We start from the raw sequence: 16,455 nt of genomic DNA on the forward strand, positions 1-16,455 counted from the left end.
AGCGGTGACGCGGTGCCCAAGCTCAACCAGGCCGCGGTCGCGGCGGGCAGTGCCGACATCGACGCAGTGTCCGGCGCCACGTACACCAGCGGCGGCTACAAGGAGTCCCTGCAGTCGGCCCTGGACCAGGCCGGTGGCTGAACCGACCGAGCCGGCCGAACTGGCCGAACCCGCCGAGGCGCCCGTCGCGGTGCGTCACGCGGAGGAGGTGATGGGCACGGTCTTCTCCTTCGACGTACGGGGCGGTGAACCCGGGGCCGTACAGGCCGCGTTGGCGGAGGCCGTGGCCCAACTCCACGCGGTGGACGAGGTGTTCAGCACCTACCGCGAGGACAGCCAGATCTCCCGGCTGGCGCGCGGCGAGCTGACCGTCGACAGTTGCGACCCCGAGGTCGCCGAGGTGCTCGAACTGTGCGCCGAGGCCGAGCGGTTGAGCGACGGCTGGTTCAGTACGAGATACGCGGGTCTCATCGACCCGACCGGCATGGTGAAGGGCTGGGCCGTCGAGCGCGTGGCCCGGCATCTCGTCGCGGCCGGCGCGAGCGGCGTCAGCGTGAACGGCGGCGGCGACGTGCAGATGTACGGCGTGCCGGGGCCGCACCGGCCCTGGCGGGTGGGCGTCTCCGACCCGCTGCGGCCCGGCGGTCTTGCCGCGGTGGTCTCCGCGGCCGGTGTCGACGAGCTGGCCGTGGCCACCTCCGGCTCCGCCGAGCGCGGCACCCACATCGTGGACCCGCGCACCGGCCGCTCCGCGGTCACCGACCTGGTCGCCGTGACCGTCGTCGGCCCCCGCATCACCTGGGCCGACGCCTGGGCGACAGCAGCCTTCGCCATGGGCTCCCGCCAGGCCCTGACCTGGCTGGAGTCCCTGCCGGACGTCGAGGCCCTACTGATCACGGCGGGCGACGAGGTCAGATGCACGGGCGGCCTGGCCAACAGGCTGGGCTGATCCGTCCGGGGCCACCCTTCAGGCGCGCGGGCAGCCGGGGGCTTCAGAGGCGCGGGCGTCCCGACGAACGGCCTGGCCCGAGGCGGAGTCAGCCTGCGGGCACGCGCGGGCGGCGAGGGTTCCAGGGGCGCGGACGTCCTGAGGAGTGGCCTGGGTTTCGGCCGGGTTTCCAGGATCGCGGATGGCCTGACGAGCGGCCTGGGTTGCAGCGAGTTTCCAGGAGCGGGGATGGCCTGACGAGCGGCCTGGGTTGCAGCGGGTCTTCAGGGCGCGGATGCCCTGGCAATCGGCCTGGGCCGGGGCAAGCTTTTCAGGGGCCGCGGGCGTCCTAGTAAACGGCCTGAGCTGAGGCAGCTTTTAGGGGCGCGGATGGCCTGGCAGACCGCCTGGGCCGGGCCGAGCATTTCAGGGGCGCAGGGCTGTGACATATGCGGCTCCGCCGCGTGGGCGCGACCAGCCACAGCCCACCCGCACCCGAATCACGAACCTCAATGATGGTTCTGAGCCAACCGCAGCAAGTGGTCCGCCAACGCCTGTCCACCCGTGGGGTTCCGACTGATCAGCAGCAACGTGTCGTCCCCGGCGATCGTCCCGAGAATGTCGTGCAGCTCGGCCTGGTCGATCGCCGAGGCGAGGAACTGCGCCGCCCCCGGAGGAGTCCGCAGAACCACGAGGTTCGCCGAAGCCTCCGCGGAGATCAACAGCTCCGAGGACAGCCTCCGCATCCGCTCCTCCTTCGCCGACTCCCCCAGCGGCGCGCGAGGCGTACGGAAACCCCCCTCGCTCGGCACCGCGTAGATCAGGTCGCCGTCGTTGTTGCGGATCTTCACCGCGTTCAGCTCGTCCAGGTCCCGGGAGAGCGTCGCCTGAGTGACGTTCAGCCCGTCGTCGGCAAGAAGCTTGGCCAACTGGCTCTGGGAGCGCACCGGTTGCCGGTTGAGGATGTCCACGATCCGGCGGTGGCGTGCGGTGCGGGTCTGCGGGACCGCGGGCCCCGCGTGCTCGTGGTCCTGCGCCTGACTCATCGTCGTCGTCCCATTCCTCAGGATGCTCCGTCCACGTCGGCGTCTCGGGCCTGGTCGAGGACGCCGGGCAGGGCCCGCAGGAACACGTCCACCTCGTCGTCGCTCACGTTCAGCGGCGGCATCAGCCGTACGACATCGGGGGCGGGCGCGTTCACCAGGAGACCGGCGTCCTGAGCCGTCTGCTGCGCACGGGGCGCGAGCGGCTCGGTGAGCACGATACCCAGGAGGAGGCCCGCTCCCCGGACATGGTCGATCAGCGGGTGGCCGAGCGTCTCGATTCCGTCGCGCAGTTTCTCGCTCGTCCGCTTCACGTTCTCCAGCAGCCCCTCCGCCTCGATCGTGTCGAGGACGGCGAGTCCGGCGGCGCAGGCGACCGGGTTGCCGCCGAACGTCGTGCCGTGGTGGCCGGGCTTCAGCAGCTGCGCGGCCCGGCCGAAGGCGACGGTCGCGCCGAGCGGAAGCCCGCCGCCGAGCCCCTTGGCGAGCGTGACGATGTCCGGCAGGACACCCTCGTGGGCCTGGTACTCGAACCAGTGCCCCGTCCGGCCGACACCCGTCTGCACCTCGTCGAGGACGAGGAGCGTGCCGGTGGCGGCGGTGATGGCGCGGGCGGCCTTGAGGTAACCGGGCGGTGGTACGACCACTCCGTTCTCGCCCTGGACCGGCTCGATGACGACCAGCGCGGTGTCCTCGGTGACGGCGGCGGCGAGCGCCTGCGGGTCCCCGTACGGCACATGCGTGACGTCGCCCGGCAGCGGCAGGAACGGCTCCCGCTTGCCCGGCTGGCCGGTGAGCGCGAGCGCGCCCATGGTCCGGCCGTGGAAACCGCCGTCGGTGGCGACCATGTGCCCGCGCCCTGTGAGCCGGCCGATCTTGAAGGCGCCCTCGTTGGCCTCGGCCCCCGAGTTGCAGAAGTAGACCCGGCCGTCCCGCCCGAAGAGCTGGAGCAGCCGCTCGGCGAGCGCGACGGGCGGCTCGGCGACGAAGAGGTTGGAGACATGGCCGAGGGAGGCGATCTGCCGGCTGACGGCCTCGACGATCGCCGGGTGGGCGTGGCCGAGCGCGTTGACCGCGATCCCGCCGACGAAGTCCAGGTACTCCTTGCCGTCGGCGTCCCACAACTTGGTGCCCGCGCCGCGGACGAGGGGCAGCCGCGGGGTGCCGTAGTTGTCCATCAGCGCGCCCTGCCATCGCTGGGTGAGCTGTTCGTTGGCGGTCATACGGCTTCCCCCTCTTGCCTGTTCGGCGATTGCGCCTGCGGCTCTTGCCCGTGCGGCTCTTGCGCGTCCGGCACGACCATCGTGCCGATGCCCTCGTCGGTGAAGATCTCCAGCAGGATCGAGTGCTGGACCCGGCCGTCGATCACGCGGGCGGTGTTCACGCCGTTGCGGACGGCGTGCAGACAGCCCTCCATCTTCGGCACCATGCCGCTGGCCAGTTCGGGCAGCAGCTTCTCCAGCTCCCTCGCGGTGAGCCGGCTGATGACCTCGTCGGAGTTCGGCCAGTCCTCGTAGAGTCCTTCGACGTCCGTGAGGACCATCAGTGTTTCGGCGCCCAGCGCCGCAGCGAGTGCCGCAGCCGCCGTATCAGCATTGACGTTGTAGACATGTCCGTCGTCCTGGCTACGGGCGATCGACGAGACGACCGGGATCCGGCCGTCGGCGAGCAGTGCCTCGATCGCGCCCGTGTCGATCGCGGTGATCTCGCCCACCCGCCCGATGTCAACCAACTCCCCGTCGATCTCGGGCTGGTGCTTGGTGGCGGTGATGGTGTGCGCGTCCTCGCCGGTCAACCCCACGGCGAGCGGCCCGTGTTGGTTGAGCAGTCCGACGAGCTCGCGCTGGACCTGTCCGGCGAGCACCATCCGTACGACGTCCATGGCGTCCTCGGTGGTGACCCTGAGGCCCGCCTTGAACTCGCTGACGATGCCGTGCCGGTCCAGGGCCGCGCTGATCTGCGGGCCGCCGCCGTGCACGACCACCGGCTTGAGCCCGGCCTGGCGCAGGAACACGACGTCCTGTGCGAAGGCGGCCTTCAGGTCCTCGTCGATCATGGCGTTGCCGCCGAACTTGATGACGACCGTCCTGCCGTTGTGCCGCGTCAGCCAGGGCAGCGCCTCGATGAGGATCTGCGCCTTGGGCAGTGCGGTGTGCTTGCGGGTAGTGCTCATGAGGAGTACGCGCTGTTCTCGTGGACGTAGTCGGCGGTGAGGTCGTTGGTCCAGATCGTGGCGGTCTCGGCGCCCGCGGCGAGGTCGGCGACGATGTGGACCTCGCGGTAGCGCATGTCGACCTTGTCGCGGTCCTCGCCGACGCCGCCGTTCTTGCAGACCCAGACCCCGTTGATCGCGACGTTCAACTGGTCGGGCTCGAAGGCGGCTCGGGTCGTGCCGATGGCGGACAGCACACGGCCCCAGTTGGGGTCCTCGCCGTGGATCGCGCACTTGAGGAGGTTGTTGCGGGCGATGGAGCGGCCCACCTCGACGGCGTCGTCCTCGCTCGCCGCGTTGACCACCTCGACCTTGATGTCCTTGCTGGCGCCCTCGGCGTCCCGGATGAGCTGCTGACCGAGATCGTCACAGACCTTCCGTACGGCCTCGGCGAACTCCGCTTCGTCCGGGGTGACCTGGGAGGCTCCGGAGGCGAGCAGCAGCACGGTGTCGTTGGTCGACATGCAGCCGTCGGAGTCGACCCGGTCGAAGGTCGTACGGGTGGCGGCACGCAGGGCCCTGTCCAGTACGCCGCTCTCGACGTCGGCGTCCGTGGTGAGGACGACCAGCATGGTGGCGAGGCCGGGGGCGAGCATGCCCGCGCCCTTGGCCATGCCGCCGACGGTCCAGCCGTTGCCACTGACTACGGAGGTCTTGTGGACGCTGTCGGTGGTCTTGATGGCGATGGCGGCCTTCTCGCCGCCGTGCGGGCTGAGTTGGGCGACTGCCTTGTCGACGCCCGGCAGAAGCTTGTCCATCGGCAGAAGCAGGCCGATGAGGCCCGTGGAGCAGACGGCGATCATGCCTGCGGCGTGACCGCCCGTCTCGTCCAGCCCGGCGGTGTTGAGGGACTCGGCCACCTTCTCCGCGGTGGCGTGTGTGTCCTGGAAACCCTTCGGGCCCGTACAGGCGTTGGCGCCACCCGAGTTGAGGACGACGGCGGTCAACTCGCCGCCCTTCAGGACCTGTTCCGACCAGAGCACCGGCGCGGCCTTCACACGGTTGGAGGTGAAGACGCCCGCCGCGGCCAGTTTGGGCCCGTTGTTGACCACGAGGGCGAGGTCCGGGTTGCCGTTCTCCTTGATGCCTGCTGCGATGCCGGAGGCGGTGAACCCCTTGGCGGCGGTGACGCTCACGGTGCGACTCCGATCGTGGAAAGGCCGGTGGCCTCGTCGAGCCCGAGGGCGATGTTCATGCTCTGGACGGCACCGCCGGCGGTGCCCTTGGTGAGGTTGTCGATGGCGCTGATCGCGATGATCCGGTGCGCGGCAGCGTCGAATGCGACCTGCACCTGAACGGCGTTGGAACCGTAGACGGACGCGGTCGCGGGCCACTGGCCCTCGGGCAGCAGATGCACGAACGGTTCGTCGGCGTAGGCCTTCTCGTACGCGGCCCGTACGGACTCGGCGGTGACGCCCTCGCGGGCCTTCGCCGTGCACGTGGCGAGGATGCCGCGGGGCATCGGGGCGAGGGTCGGGGTGAAGGAGACGGTGACGGGCTCACCGGCGGCCGCGCCGAGGTTCTGGATCATCTCGGGGGTGTGCCGGTGGACGCCGCCCACGCCGTACGGGGACATGGAGCCCATGACCTCGCTGCCCAGCAGGTGTGCCTTGGGCGCCTTGCCCGCTCCTGAGGTCCCGGAGGCGGCGACGATCACGGCCTCGGGCTCGGCGAGACCGGCACCGTACGCCGGGAAGAGCGCCAGCGAGGCGGCCGTCGGGTAGCAACCGGGCACCGCGATGCGCTTGGACCCCTCCAGCACAGCGCGGGCACCCGGCAGTTCGGGGAGGCCGTAGGGCCAGGTCCCGGCATGCGCCGAGCCGTAGAACCGCTCCCAGTCGGCCGCGTCCTTCAGCCGGAAGTCGGCCCCCATGTCGACGACCAGTACGTCGGGCCCGAGTTTCTCGGCGACGGCGGCGGACTGTCCGTGGGGCAACGCGAGAAAGACGACATCGTGACCCGCGAGGACCTCGGGTGTGGTCTCCTGAAGCACGCGGTCGGTCAGTGGCAGCAGATGCGGCTGCAGCGCACCGAGCCGTTGCCCCGCGTTGGAGTTTCCGGTCAGAGCGCCGATCTCGATCTCGGGGTGCGCCAGGAGCAGACGCAGCAGTTCCCCGCCCGCGTACCCACTCGCTCCGGCCACTGCCGCACGTACCGCCATGGAACCCTCCTCTTGGATGGCATGACTATACGTTTCGCTGCACGTTTATGCAATCTCAGGAGTGTGGCGCGGGACAGGGGCCGCCACCTGCGGATGCCGTCGCAGAGCAGATGCATAGGATCGTCGGCATGGCGCTGCGACCTGTTCAGGTGAACATCAAGGCTCTCGACGGCCTGGCGGTCGGCAGGTTCTGGGCGGAGGCGCTCGGCTGGAGTGTTTTCAGCCCCGGCGTGACCACCTACGTCGGACCCGGCGGCGGCCCCGATGGCGAACTCGTCTGGCCGCACCCGGTCGCCGTCTGCATCGACGTCGTACCCGTCCCGGAACCGAAGGCGGCGACAAAGAACCGTACGCATCTCGATCTGGCCACCACCTCCGCGGCCCATCAGACGGAGCTGATCGCGCGCCTGAGGGCTCTCGGTGCGACGCCTGCCGACGTGGGTCAGCGAGACGTGCCGTGGACGGTCCTCGCCGACCCCGAGGGCAACGAGTTCTGCGTGCTGGAGCCGCGGGAGATCTACCGGGACACCGGGCCGATCGCCGCGGTGGTGGTCGACTGCGTGGATCCTCGGGCCATGGCCCGGTTCTGGGGCGAGGCGATGGACTGGACCCTGCACGAGGTGACCGACGATCACGCGTCGCTGCGCTCCGCCAAGGGTGGCGGCCCGTATCTCGAGTTCCTCCGCACGCCCGACGTGAAGACCGTGCCGGACCGCGTTCATCTCGACCTGCTGCCGTACCCCGGTGACGACAGAGCGGCGGAGGTGGCCCGGCTGCGCGCCCTCGGCGCCGCCGACCTCGACCTCGGCCAGGGCGACGTCCCGTGGACGTGCCTGACCGACCCGGAGGGCCACGAGTTCTGCGTCCTCGCCCTGCCCTGACACGGAGCCCTGACGACACCCAGGCTGGTGAGCCTTGTGTGCTCACGCGCCATGCCCCCGGATGGGCCGGACTGCGGCGTTGGTTCAGGTGCCGGTCGCTCGGGCCGAGCGGAGTCGGGTGCGCAGGGTGGGTAGCCGGGCAAGGTCTTCGGATCCGGCCAGGCTCTCGCCCAGGGCCAGGAGCGAATGGAGCTGCACCGGGCGGCCGACTGTGGCCGCAGCCTCCAGTTTGTGGTGCCCGTCGAGGAGGAAGTGCGTCAGGCCCCAGTGCCGGTAGTGGTCGGCCGACAGGCCGACGGCGGGTTCGCACACGTCCGGCGTCGAGACCGCCACAGCCGTCGGGGCCGTTCCTGGGCCCTGAGTTCGGCGTACTCCTCGACGCGTTCCCTCACGCTACTCGTACCACCTCTACGCACTGGGCGGCGGGAACGGCGAGCTCCAACTGCACGGCCTTCTCCTCGACTTCGAATCCTGAAAGGCGACCCGCCGTGGAAGAGCTCCCACCGATCCAGCCTCCCGAGCCCACCGTCCCGGCCGCCCTCCCGGTGGAGCTCGACGCCGACGAGAACACCGTGGTGGCCCGCGCCGAGGCCCACACCTGGATGGCCTGACCCGGAACGGCGAGGAACTCGTCCGGGACTCCAGCGCGTTGCCGTCGGCGGAGTTCACGGCAGGGCCGGGGTCGTACGAGATCCGCACCGACGGCCGGCTGCGGGGCACGGAGACCGTCCACCGGAATCCCCTGCCCCTGACCCCCGAGGAGGCCGTCGCCGCGTTCCTGAGCGACGCGGCCGCCACCGGGTCCGCCCTGACCCTGGAGGTCGACGCCCCCTCCCGGCACCCCGCCGACGGCATGCCCCAACTCCCCGCGGACGGCGCCGCTTTCTGCACGATCACCGTCCGCAAGACGGCCCCGGACGGCACCCTCCGAAAGGGCCGCGCCCACACCGACCAGGTCTTCCTCCGCTCGACGGGAGGTACCCTGCTCGGCCCTGAGACGGACGCCCACGTGGCCGCCGTACGGCTGAAGTCCGGGCGGGCGGTCTTCCGGCTGGTCGCGGAGGCTGCGCCGAGACTGGTGACGGTGTACGCGTTCACAGCGGATCCGCGGCTTTCGGCGGAAACTCAGCTGGAGTTCGTATGACGTGGCGTATCGACGCACATCACTCCGTATGACTCCCGATATGTCAAGTCTGCGCAATGGGTAGGTAGTTCGCGACACGGCCGTCCCGCCCGCTCCCCCGCTCTGCTCACCTGGAGAACGCCCGACGCATCCGGACGGGCAACCAGACGACGGGGGACGCGATGAAGACGATGGATCTGTCCGACTTCCTGGGCGGCACGAACGGCGCACTGACCCTGGAGCAACGCCGTACGCTCACCGAGCAGGCACTGGTCCTCTTCGAGGACAACTACGTCCATCTGCCGCTGAAGACGGCCATGCACGCCGTGAACCCGGTGCAGCGGCTGCGGCTGCTGCTCACCCGGCTCGGGCGGCAGACCGAGGGGACCATGGACCCCGAGTGGCGCTTCCACGCGGCCCTGTCCTCGATCTTCCACTCGGTGCGCGACCTGCACACCAACTATCTGCTGCCGACGCCCTTCGCGGGAAAGGTGGCCTTTCTGCCGTTCCGGGTCGAGGAGTACCACGACCCCAACGGCCCGCGGTACATCGTCACGCACGTCGTCCGCGACTTCGACGCCCCCGGCTTCGGGCCCGGCGTGGTGATCCACCACTGGAACGGGGTGCCCATGGAGCGCGCGGTCGACCTGGCCGGCGACCGTTTCGCCGGGAGCAACCCGGCCGCCCGGCACTCCCGGGGCCTGCAGTCCCTGACCATCCGCCCGCTGGTCATGCACCTGCCGCCGGACGAGGACTGGGTCGAGGTCGGCTGCACCGGGACCGACGGCAACCCCCGCGAGCTGCGCCTGCCCTGGCAGGTCACCGACAACCTGCCTCCCTATGTCAACGCCGACGGAATGAGCGCCGCGGCCGTCGCGCAGGGCCTCGACCTGGTCGGCGACGAGATCAGCCGCGCGACCAAGCTGCTCTTCGTGCCGGACGTGGTGGAGCTGGAGCAGGCCGGCGGGCCCACGCACCATGAGCTGACGACCGAGCCCGCGGACGCCGGTCAGAACATCCCGACGACCCTGCCCGGCTTCTTCCGGGCCCGGGCCGTGCAGACCCCGTCCGGGGTCTTCGGCCACATCCGGATCTTCACGTTCAACACCAACGACCCGGACGGCTTCGTCGTGGAGTTCGTACGGCTGCTGGGACTGATCCCGCAGGACGGGCTGGTGCTGGACGTGCGGGACAACGGCGGCGGGCACATCTTCGCCTCCGAGTTCCTGCTGCAGACCCTCACTCCGCGCCGGATCGTGCCGGAGCCGACGCAGTTCATCAGCACCCCGCTCAACCTGCGGCTGTGCCGCCGTCACGCCGCCAACCCGACCCGGCAGATCGACCTGGGGCCGTGGTACAGCTCGCTGGAGCAGGCGGTGGAGACCGGGGCGTCCTTCTCGGCCACGTTCCCCATCACGCCGGAGGAGGGGGCCAACTCGATCGGGCAGCAGTACCAGGGCCCGGTGGTCCTGATCATCAACGCCCGCTGCTACTCGGCCACCGACATCCTTTCCGCCGGATTCCAGGACCACGGCGTGGGTCCCGTCCTCGGCGTGGACGACAACACCGGGGCGGGCGGCGCCAACGTGTGGACCCACGGCCTGCTCAAGGCGCTCTTCGAGGTGCCCGGCCCGGCTGACACCGCCTCGCCCTACCGGGAGCTGCCCGGCGGGGCCAACATGCGGGTCTCGATCCGCCGTACGGTCCGGGTGGGCGCGCTGGCCGGAACGCCCGTGGAGGACCTCGGCGTGGTCCCGGGGATCCGCCACCGGATGACCCGCGACAATGTGCTGCACGACAACACCGACCTGCTCACCAAGGCGGGAGAGGTCCTCGCGGCCCTGCCCACGTTCCGGCTCACCGCGACCCGCGACGGCGCCACGCTCCGCATCGGCACCAAGGGACTGGACCGGGTCGACGTGTTCGTCGCGGGCCGCCCCCGCACCTCGGTGGACGTCTCCGACGGCGATACGTCCGTCACCGTCACGCCAGCTCCGGAGCCCGGCGACACCGTCCGCATCGAGGGCTACGCCGCCGGGGTCCTCGCCGCCGCGCGCACCATCGCCCGCGGCGCGTGAGCCAGGCGGGCACGGAGACGGCCCCGCGGCTGCAACTGCTGGGCCGCTTCCGGCTCGAACACGACGGTCCGGTCGAGGTCAGCGCGAGTGCCCGGCGGCTGCTCGCCTACCTCGGCCTGTACCGGCACGCCACCCGGACCGTCCTCGCCGGCACGCTGTGGCCCGAGGTCTCGGAGGAACGCGCCCACGGCAGCCTGCGGACCACGCTGTGGCGGCTGCACCGGGACTGGTGCTCACCGCCGCTGGTCGTGGGGAGCCGCGGTGACATGCTGGCCCTCGCGGAATCCGTGACGGTGGACGCCCGGGCCCTGGACGACGCCAGTCCCGACGTACCACCTGCCCTGCTCTTCCAGGGCGACCTCCTCCCCGGCTGGAACGACGACTGGGTCCACTTCGAACGCGAACGCCTCCGCCAACTCCGCCTCCACGCCCTGGACGCCCTCTCATCCCGCCTCCTGGCCGGCGGCCGCCACGCCTCGGCGCTCAAGGCCGCACTGGAGAGCGTTCGCGTGGAGCCCTTGAGGGAGAGTGGCCATCGCGCGGTGGTGGCGGTGCATCTGGCCGAAGGCAATACGGCAGAGGCGATCCGCACGTACCGGGCCTTCGCGGCCCTGCTCGACACGGAACTGGGGCTGCCACCGTCGCCGCTGTTCACGACGCTGCTGTCGGCGGGGGCCGTGGACCGGGGTGGGGAGGGCTGAAAGCCAGGAGCCACTGGCCCCTCAGCGAACCTTGCGTGCCGCATACGCCCGGGCCGCCCGCACCCGGTTGCCGCACTTCGTCGTGCACCAGCGACGGGCCGCGTGGGAGCGCAGGAACCAGCGGGCGCAGCCCTGGGCCGCGCATTCCGTGAGCTGTTCGGCCTCGGCGCCGGTGAGGAGTTCCGTGGCGTCCTCGGCTAGGAGGGAGAGGGCGGCCGCGGCCGGGTTGCCGGTGTCGGGCTCGTCGGCGCGGTGCGGCCCGTCGGACGTCCAGGCGAGCCGTGGAGTCGAAGGGGCCGCCCCCAGAGCGGAGTTGAGGGTGTCGAGACTCTCCCCGGGCGGTACGGCGCCGGCGGCCCGCGCCTCGAACAGGGCGCGCGACGCCTCCCGCAGCTCGAGGAGCCTGCCCGCCTGCCGCCCGTTCAGCGCCACGCGGTCCGGCAGCAGCCCGTGCCGTACGAGCCACAGGTGCGCGGCCTCGGTGCCGTCGAGCAGGTCGACCGGGCCGTGACTCAGCGCAAAACGCGTGTTGACCAGGGCGAGCGAGACGAACCGCTCCTCGCCGGGGACCTGCAGGTGGTGCAGGTAGTGAGGGGCCTCGTGATCCACGACCTCATGCTAACGCTTGCGATTCTCCGTGAGAATGCCTAGCGTTCCTCACGCTGAACGACCTGAGAAACCGTGAGAGGTGAATCGCCGTGGCCCTCGACGTGGACACGCTCCGCAAGGACTTCCCGATCCTCGGACGGACGGTGGACAGCGGTGCCCGGCTCATCTACCTCGACTCCGGGGCCACCACGCAGAAACCGCTCCAGGTCCTGGACGCCGAACGGGACTTCTACCTCCGGCACAACGCCGCCGTGCACCGCGGCGCCCACCAGCTGGCCGGCGAGGCGACGGAGGCGTACGAGAGCGCGCGGCGCACGATCGCGGACTTCGTCGGTGCCGACGAGGACGAGGTCGTGTTCACCAAGAACGCCACGGAGGGCATCAACCTCGTCGCGTACGGGCTGGGCAACGCGCACCGGCTCGGCGCGGGCGACCGGATCGTGGTCACGGAGATGGAGCACCACGCGAACCTCGTCCCCTGGCAGCAGCTCGCGGAGCGCACCGGCGCGACCCTGGACTGGTTCGGACTCACCGACGAGGGCCGCCTCGACCTGTCCCGTATCGACGAACTCCTCGACGAGCGGACGAAGGTCGTCGCCCTCACCCATCAGTCGAACGTCCTCGGCACGCTCAATCCGGTACGGCTGATCGCCGACCGCGCGCACGCCGTCGGGGCGCTTGTGGTGGTCGACGGCGCCCAGTCCGTGCCCCACCGACCCGTGGACGTACGGGAGTTGGGAGCCGACTTCCTCGCCTTCTCCGGACACAAGATGCTCGGCCCGAACGGTGTCGGCGTGCTGTGGGGCCGACGCGAACTCCTCGCGGATCTCCCGCCGTTCCTCACCGGCGGATCGATGATCGAGGTCGTAGAGATGGACCGTACGACGTTCCTGCCGCCGCCCCAGCGGTTCGAGGCGGGCGTCCCGATGGCCCCGCAGGCGGTCGGACTGGCCGCGGCCGTCGACTACTTGAGGGCTCTCGGCATGGACGAGGTCGCCGCACACGAGGACGTCCTCACCGCGCGGGCACTTCAACTCCTCCAGGAGATCCCGGGCGTGCGCGTCATCGGCCCGCGCGGCACCGACGAACGCGGCTCGGCGGTCTCCTTCGCCGTCGACGGCATCCATCCGCACGATGTCGGCCAGGTCCTCGACGACCGCGGCGTCGCGGTCCGCACGGGCCACCACTGTGCCCGCCCCATCGTCCGCCGCTACGGCGTCCCGGCCACCACCCGGGCGACCTTCTACGTCTACAACACCCTCGAGGAAGTAAAGCAGTTGGCGGAGGGAGTGCGGGCGGCCCAGGCGTACTTCGGTACCTGAGCCGCCCGCCGGTTCACCCCTTCCTGATCCGCAGGAAGGTGACCGAGTTCGCCGGGAAGGTGTACGTGAACCTGTCGGCCACTCCGGAGAACGTGGACGTGACCGGTGCGACGGCCGTGGCCGTCTCGGTGTTCACGGCGTCGGGCGCGGCGGCCAGCGTGGTCACCGCGGCCTTCGGGCGGACCTTCGCGCCGCCGAGGTCGATCGCCGTACGGGCGTCCGCCGCCTGGGCGTTGACGACCTTGACGATCAGGTCACCGGTCCTCTTGTCCTTGGTGACCACCTGCCGGAACGGCTCGGCCGGCTTGTCGTCGGTGAAGCTGCCCCACTCCTTGCCGTCGAGGAGGAGGGTCACCTGGCGGCCGCGCACCTTGATGTCGATGTCGTAGGCGCGGCCCGTCTCGATGGACCCGGCCTTGGAGACGAGCGTCGACTTGCCGCCGTCCACGGCCTGTTCGACCGCGGACTGGGTGTTGTTCCAGCCGCCCAGGTTCCACCAGTAGTAGTTACCGGTGTCCTTGACGCCGAACGCGACGAGGAAGCCCTCCTTGCCGGACTTCTTGGTGGCCTTCACATGCACGTCGTAGTCGTGCCAGGCCGGATCGCCCGCGGAGACCATGGTGTTCTCGGCCGCCACGTCGCTCTGCACGTACTGCCCGTCCTGGACGCTCCAACTGCCGCCGCCCGTGTGGGTCCACTTGGAGGCGTCACCGGAGAAGTCGTCGCCGAGCAGCGCCGCACCGTCCGCGCCTGTCACCAACACATCGTCGTACGCGGCGGTCGTCGCCCACGTCGACAGGCCGACCGCGCCCGTGATAGGCCCGCTCAGCGAGGGTGTGCCGGTCGCGGTCGAGGGCACGACCCGGTCGCCGACGTTGCGCATGAAGAGCTTCTGGACCTCGTAGTTGGCCGAGTTCCAGGACGCGTGGTTGTTGAACCAGATCAGGTCGGGGCGCCACTGCACGTAGTCCTCGTTGGCGAGCAGCGGGGCGTACGAGGCGAGCTTCACGATGTCCGCGTTGCGCTCCAGGCCGGTCATGAACGCGGCTTCGGAGAGGGCGTTCTTGAAGGTGTTGCCCTGCGAGGCGTACTCGCCGAGGAAGACCTTGGGCCCCTTCCTGTCGTACGAGTCGTAGCGGTCGTTGTTCTGGAGGAACCACTGCGGGCTGTTGTAGTAGTGCTCGTCGACCATGTCGACGTTCGCTTCCCGGTTGAGCTTCCAGGCCGTGTCGAACGTCGAACCGCTGTCGTCCGGGCCGGAGTTGGAGACGACGGTGATGTCCGGGTACTTCGCCTCGATGGCCGCGCGGAACTTCTTGAAGCGCTCGAAGTACTCGTTCGGCAGGTTCTCCTCGTTGCCGACCGCGAGGTGCGTGAGGCGGAAGGGCTTCGGGTGGCCCGCCTTCGCCCGCTTGCTGCCCCACTCACTGGTCACGGGACCGTTGGCGTACTCGATGAGGTCCAGGGTGTCCTGGATGTGCCGCTGGAGGAGCGCCTCGTCGTCGACGGCCCTGTTCTGGCCGCAGCCGGTGACGAGCGCGGGCACGACGGGCAGCGGCATGGCGCCGATGTCCTCGGAGAACTGGAAGTACTCGTGGTAGCCGAGCCCGTAACTCTGGTTGTAGCCCCAGACGTTGGCGTTCGTCGGGCGCTGCTCGACGGGTCCGACGGTGTCCTTCCACTGGTACGAGCGCTTGCGCTCCCAGTTGGAGGCCTCGCTGTAGTCCTGCATGGAGCCCGTGTTGACCAGGCAGCCGCCCGGGAAGCGGACGAAGGCGGGGTCGAGGGCGGCGATCTTCTGGGCGAGGTCCTTGCGCAGACCGTGGCCCTTGTACGTGTCGCGCGGGATGAGCGAGATCATGTCGAGCGCGACGGGGCCTGCGGCGGCCACGGTGAGCCGGCCGGTGGCGCTGGTACGGGTCGCGGTGAAGCGTGCCGTGTACTTCGCCCAGCCGCCGCGGGCGGTCACGCGCCTGGCCTCGGCGAGTTCGCCGTCGGCGTCCTGGAGGGTGACCGTGAGGGCCGATCCCCCCTCCGCTCGGGCCCATACCGAGAAGTCGTAGACCTTGCCCTTCTCGACCGAAATCCCCGTGTTGTAGCCGGAGTTGGTGACGGACGAGCCCCCGTCCAGGGCGAGGTAGGTGCGGTTGCGGGCGTTCAGTCGGCCGTCGTCGTCCGCGGTCTTCGCGGTGCCGGTGGCCGCCCAGGAGGTGAGCGGCGTGTACGAGCCGTTGTCGGCCTTCGAGTACTCGAAGGACCGGTTCTGCACGAGCTCCGCGTACAGACCGCCGTCCGCGGCCCGGTTGATGTCCTCGAAGAAGACCCCGTACATCGTGTCGTCGATCTTCGCGCCCGCGGTCTTCGGGTCGACGGTGATCGCGTATTCGGTGGTGTCCTCGGCGGTGACGTCCTCGGCGGCGGCGTTCACCGGGGCCGGGACGAGGAAGGACGCGGCCAGCAGTGCGGTGGCCGTCAGAGAGAGTCTCCAGCGGGTGCGGGTGCGTGACATGGATCCTCCGCGGCTCTAGAGGGGTTCAGCAAGCGAGATCACTGTTCGAGATGTCGGACGCTGATCAATACTTCGAACGGCAAGATAGGTAGAGGGCAGGAGCACGTCAATGGGTTGCACAGGAGAGGCCGGGGAGGCGGAGGGGATGTCCGAATACTGGCCGGTGACCGATGCGTTGGCGTATCTGACGGGCAGCTGGCGCGTGGAGCGTACGGTGCGGGATCTCGCGAGCGGGGCCCAGGGCTCGTTCGGCGGGACGACGGTGTTCGAGCCGCTCGACGACGAGAAGGGGCTGCTCCACCACGAGTCCGGCACCTTCGTGTGGCAGGACGTGGCCCGCCCCGCCGAGCGCACCCTGCGGTTCCTGGCGGACGACGACGGAGCCGGCCGGGCCGACGTACGGTTCGCCGACGGCCGCCCCTTCCACGACCTGGACCTGACCTCCGGGCGGTACGTCACCGACCATCCGTGCGCGGCGGACCTCTACCGGGGCGAGTTCACCGTGCGCGACGCGGACCACTGGCGGACGGTGTGGCGGGTGGGCGGCCCCGCCAAGGACCTGCTCCTCACGACGGACTACACGCGGGACGCCGGACAGGAACCCGAGTACGACTCCAAGCGCGAGCCCCAGCACGACTCCGAGCGGAACTCCGAGCAAAGCTAGAGACGTTCGGAGTGCGCCTCGAAGCGGAGGTTCCAGCGCCCGGCCCGGCCGGTGAGCGTGGCCGTCGACAAGGGGCGGACGTCGAGGTTCCAGTACGCCGACGGGTGCGCCTTCAGGACGTAGACGAGGGCGGCCCGTACGACGGCGGGCTCGGCCACCGCGACGATGCGGCCCCCGTCGTCGGCCGGGCGGGTGTCGGGCCAGCCGCCCACCCGCTGGATGGA

18 protein-coding genes are annotated in these 16,455 nt (G+C 70.3%); 9 read left to right on the top strand and 9 right to left on the bottom strand.

The features are described from left to right. Positions 1-12: 12 nt before the first annotated feature. Positions 13-141: an FMN-binding protein gene (locus O3Q52_RS30715; RefSeq protein ID WP_269651970.1), complete on the top strand. Its 129-nt coding sequence runs from the start codon at positions 13-15 to the stop codon at positions 139-141. A 19-nt stretch (positions 142-160) separates the two neighbouring features. Then, entirely contained in the window at positions 161-949 is a 789-nt protein-coding gene (locus O3Q52_RS30720; RefSeq protein ID WP_269651971.1) for an FAD:protein FMN transferase, read from the top strand. Positions 950-1,437: 488 nt separating this feature from the next. On the opposite strand, the gene O3Q52_RS30725 is transcribed toward O3Q52_RS30720, so the two are convergent. From O3Q52_RS30725 to argC, 5 genes are read right to left on the bottom strand one after another with little or no spacing between them, the layout of a single operon-like run. After that, on the bottom strand, positions 1,438-1,974 hold the full coding sequence (locus O3Q52_RS30725) for an arginine repressor (protein ID WP_055613870.1): 537 nt from the start codon (positions 1,972-1,974) through the stop codon (positions 1,438-1,440). Between the two features lie 17 nt (positions 1,975-1,991). Further along, a complete protein-coding gene (locus O3Q52_RS30730) occupies positions 1,992-3,194 on the bottom strand; it encodes an acetylornithine transaminase (protein ID WP_269651956.1) in 1,203 nt (400 codons plus the stop codon). Beyond that, positions 3,191-4,144: an acetylglutamate kinase gene (argB, locus tag O3Q52_RS30735; protein WP_269651957.1), complete on the bottom strand. Its 954-nt coding sequence runs from the start codon at positions 4,142-4,144 to the stop codon at positions 3,191-3,193. The genes O3Q52_RS30730 and argB overlap by 4 nt, the downstream gene beginning before the upstream one ends. Next, positions 4,141-5,319 carry a bifunctional glutamate N-acetyltransferase/amino-acid acetyltransferase ArgJ gene (gene argJ / locus O3Q52_RS30740; protein WP_269651958.1) on the bottom strand — a complete coding sequence of 393 codons (1,179 nt, stop codon included), beginning with the start codon at positions 5,317-5,319 and terminating at the stop codon, positions 4,141-4,143. The genes argB and argJ overlap by 4 nt, the downstream gene beginning before the upstream one ends. Next, complete coding sequence (gene argC, locus O3Q52_RS30745; protein ID WP_269651959.1) at positions 5,316-6,344, bottom strand: N-acetyl-gamma-glutamyl-phosphate reductase; 1,029 nt, start codon at positions 6,342-6,344, stop codon at positions 5,316-5,318. Before argC ends, argJ begins: the two co-directional genes overlap by 4 nt. Positions 6,345-6,472: 128 nt before the next feature. Between argC and O3Q52_RS30750 the strand changes: the two genes are divergently transcribed. After that, a complete protein-coding gene (locus tag O3Q52_RS30750) occupies positions 6,473-7,225 on the top strand; it encodes a VOC family protein (protein WP_269651960.1) in 753 nt (250 codons plus the stop codon). Positions 7,226-7,309: 84 nt separating this feature from the next. On the opposite strand, the gene O3Q52_RS30755 is transcribed toward O3Q52_RS30750, so the two are convergent. Next, positions 7,310-7,558 (bottom strand): hypothetical protein, encoded by a 249-nt coding sequence (locus tag O3Q52_RS30755; protein ID WP_332112961.1) that lies wholly within the window; start codon positions 7,556-7,558, stop codon positions 7,310-7,312. 155 nt (positions 7,559-7,713) lie between these two features. Here O3Q52_RS30755 and O3Q52_RS30760 point away from each other — a divergent pair, with 155 nt between their 5' ends. The 4 genes from O3Q52_RS30760 (at position 7,714) to O3Q52_RS30775 (ending at position 11,127) form a co-directional block, all read left to right on the top strand. After that, positions 7,714-7,836, top strand: a complete 123-nt coding sequence (locus O3Q52_RS30760; protein WP_269651961.1) for a hypothetical protein — start codon at positions 7,714-7,716, stop codon at positions 7,834-7,836. Positions 7,837-7,874: 38 nt separating this feature from the next. Then, the gene (locus tag O3Q52_RS30765) at positions 7,875-8,369 is read left to right on the top strand and encodes a hypothetical protein (RefSeq protein WP_269651962.1); all 495 of its coding nucleotides are present in this window, start codon (positions 7,875-7,877) and stop codon (positions 8,367-8,369) included. Between the two features lie 161 nt (positions 8,370-8,530). Further along, entirely contained in the window at positions 8,531-10,426 is a 1,896-nt protein-coding gene (locus O3Q52_RS30770; protein WP_269651963.1) for a S41 family peptidase, read from the top strand. Then, positions 10,423-11,127 carry a BTAD domain-containing putative transcriptional regulator gene (locus O3Q52_RS30775; RefSeq protein WP_269651964.1) on the top strand — a complete coding sequence of 235 codons (705 nt, stop codon included), beginning with the start codon at positions 10,423-10,425 and terminating at the stop codon, positions 11,125-11,127. Before O3Q52_RS30770 ends, O3Q52_RS30775 begins: the two co-directional genes overlap by 4 nt. Positions 11,128-11,148: 21 nt before the next feature. Here the strand turns inward: O3Q52_RS30775 and O3Q52_RS30780 are convergent, their stop codons facing one another. Next, on the bottom strand, positions 11,149-11,736 hold the full coding sequence (locus tag O3Q52_RS30780; RefSeq protein WP_269651965.1) for an ABATE domain-containing protein: 588 nt from the start codon (positions 11,734-11,736) through the stop codon (positions 11,149-11,151). An 89-nt stretch (positions 11,737-11,825) separates the two neighbouring features. Here O3Q52_RS30780 and O3Q52_RS30785 point away from each other — a divergent pair, with 89 nt between their 5' ends. Next, complete coding sequence (locus tag O3Q52_RS30785; RefSeq protein WP_269651966.1) at positions 11,826-13,058, top strand: cysteine desulfurase; 1,233 nt, start codon at positions 11,826-11,828, stop codon at positions 13,056-13,058. 13 nt (positions 13,059-13,071) lie between these two features. On the opposite strand, the gene O3Q52_RS30790 is transcribed toward O3Q52_RS30785, so the two are convergent. Next, positions 13,072-15,567, bottom strand: a complete 2,496-nt coding sequence (locus O3Q52_RS30790) for an alpha-L-arabinofuranosidase C-terminal domain-containing protein (protein WP_269651967.1) — start codon at positions 15,565-15,567, stop codon at positions 13,072-13,074. Positions 15,568-15,712: 145 nt separating this feature from the next. On the opposite strand from O3Q52_RS30790, the gene O3Q52_RS30795 reads away from it, so the two are divergent. Continuing rightward, positions 15,713-16,231, top strand: coding sequence for a DUF6314 family protein (locus O3Q52_RS30795; RefSeq protein WP_269651968.1), 519 nt, complete (start codon positions 15,713-15,715; stop codon positions 16,229-16,231). Here O3Q52_RS30795 and O3Q52_RS30800 read toward each other — a convergent pair. Beyond that, on the bottom strand, positions 16,228-16,455 hold a 228-nt coding region (locus tag O3Q52_RS30800; RefSeq protein ID WP_269651969.1), incomplete at its 5' end, for a histidine phosphatase family protein. The two genes, O3Q52_RS30795 and O3Q52_RS30800, sit on opposite strands and share 4 nt — an antisense overlap.

Origin of the sequence: Streptomyces sp. ActVer, assembly GCF_027270795.1 — a bacterium.
Taxonomy (GTDB): domain Bacteria; phylum Actinomycetota; class Actinomycetes; order Streptomycetales; family Streptomycetaceae; genus Streptomyces; species Streptomyces umbrinus_A.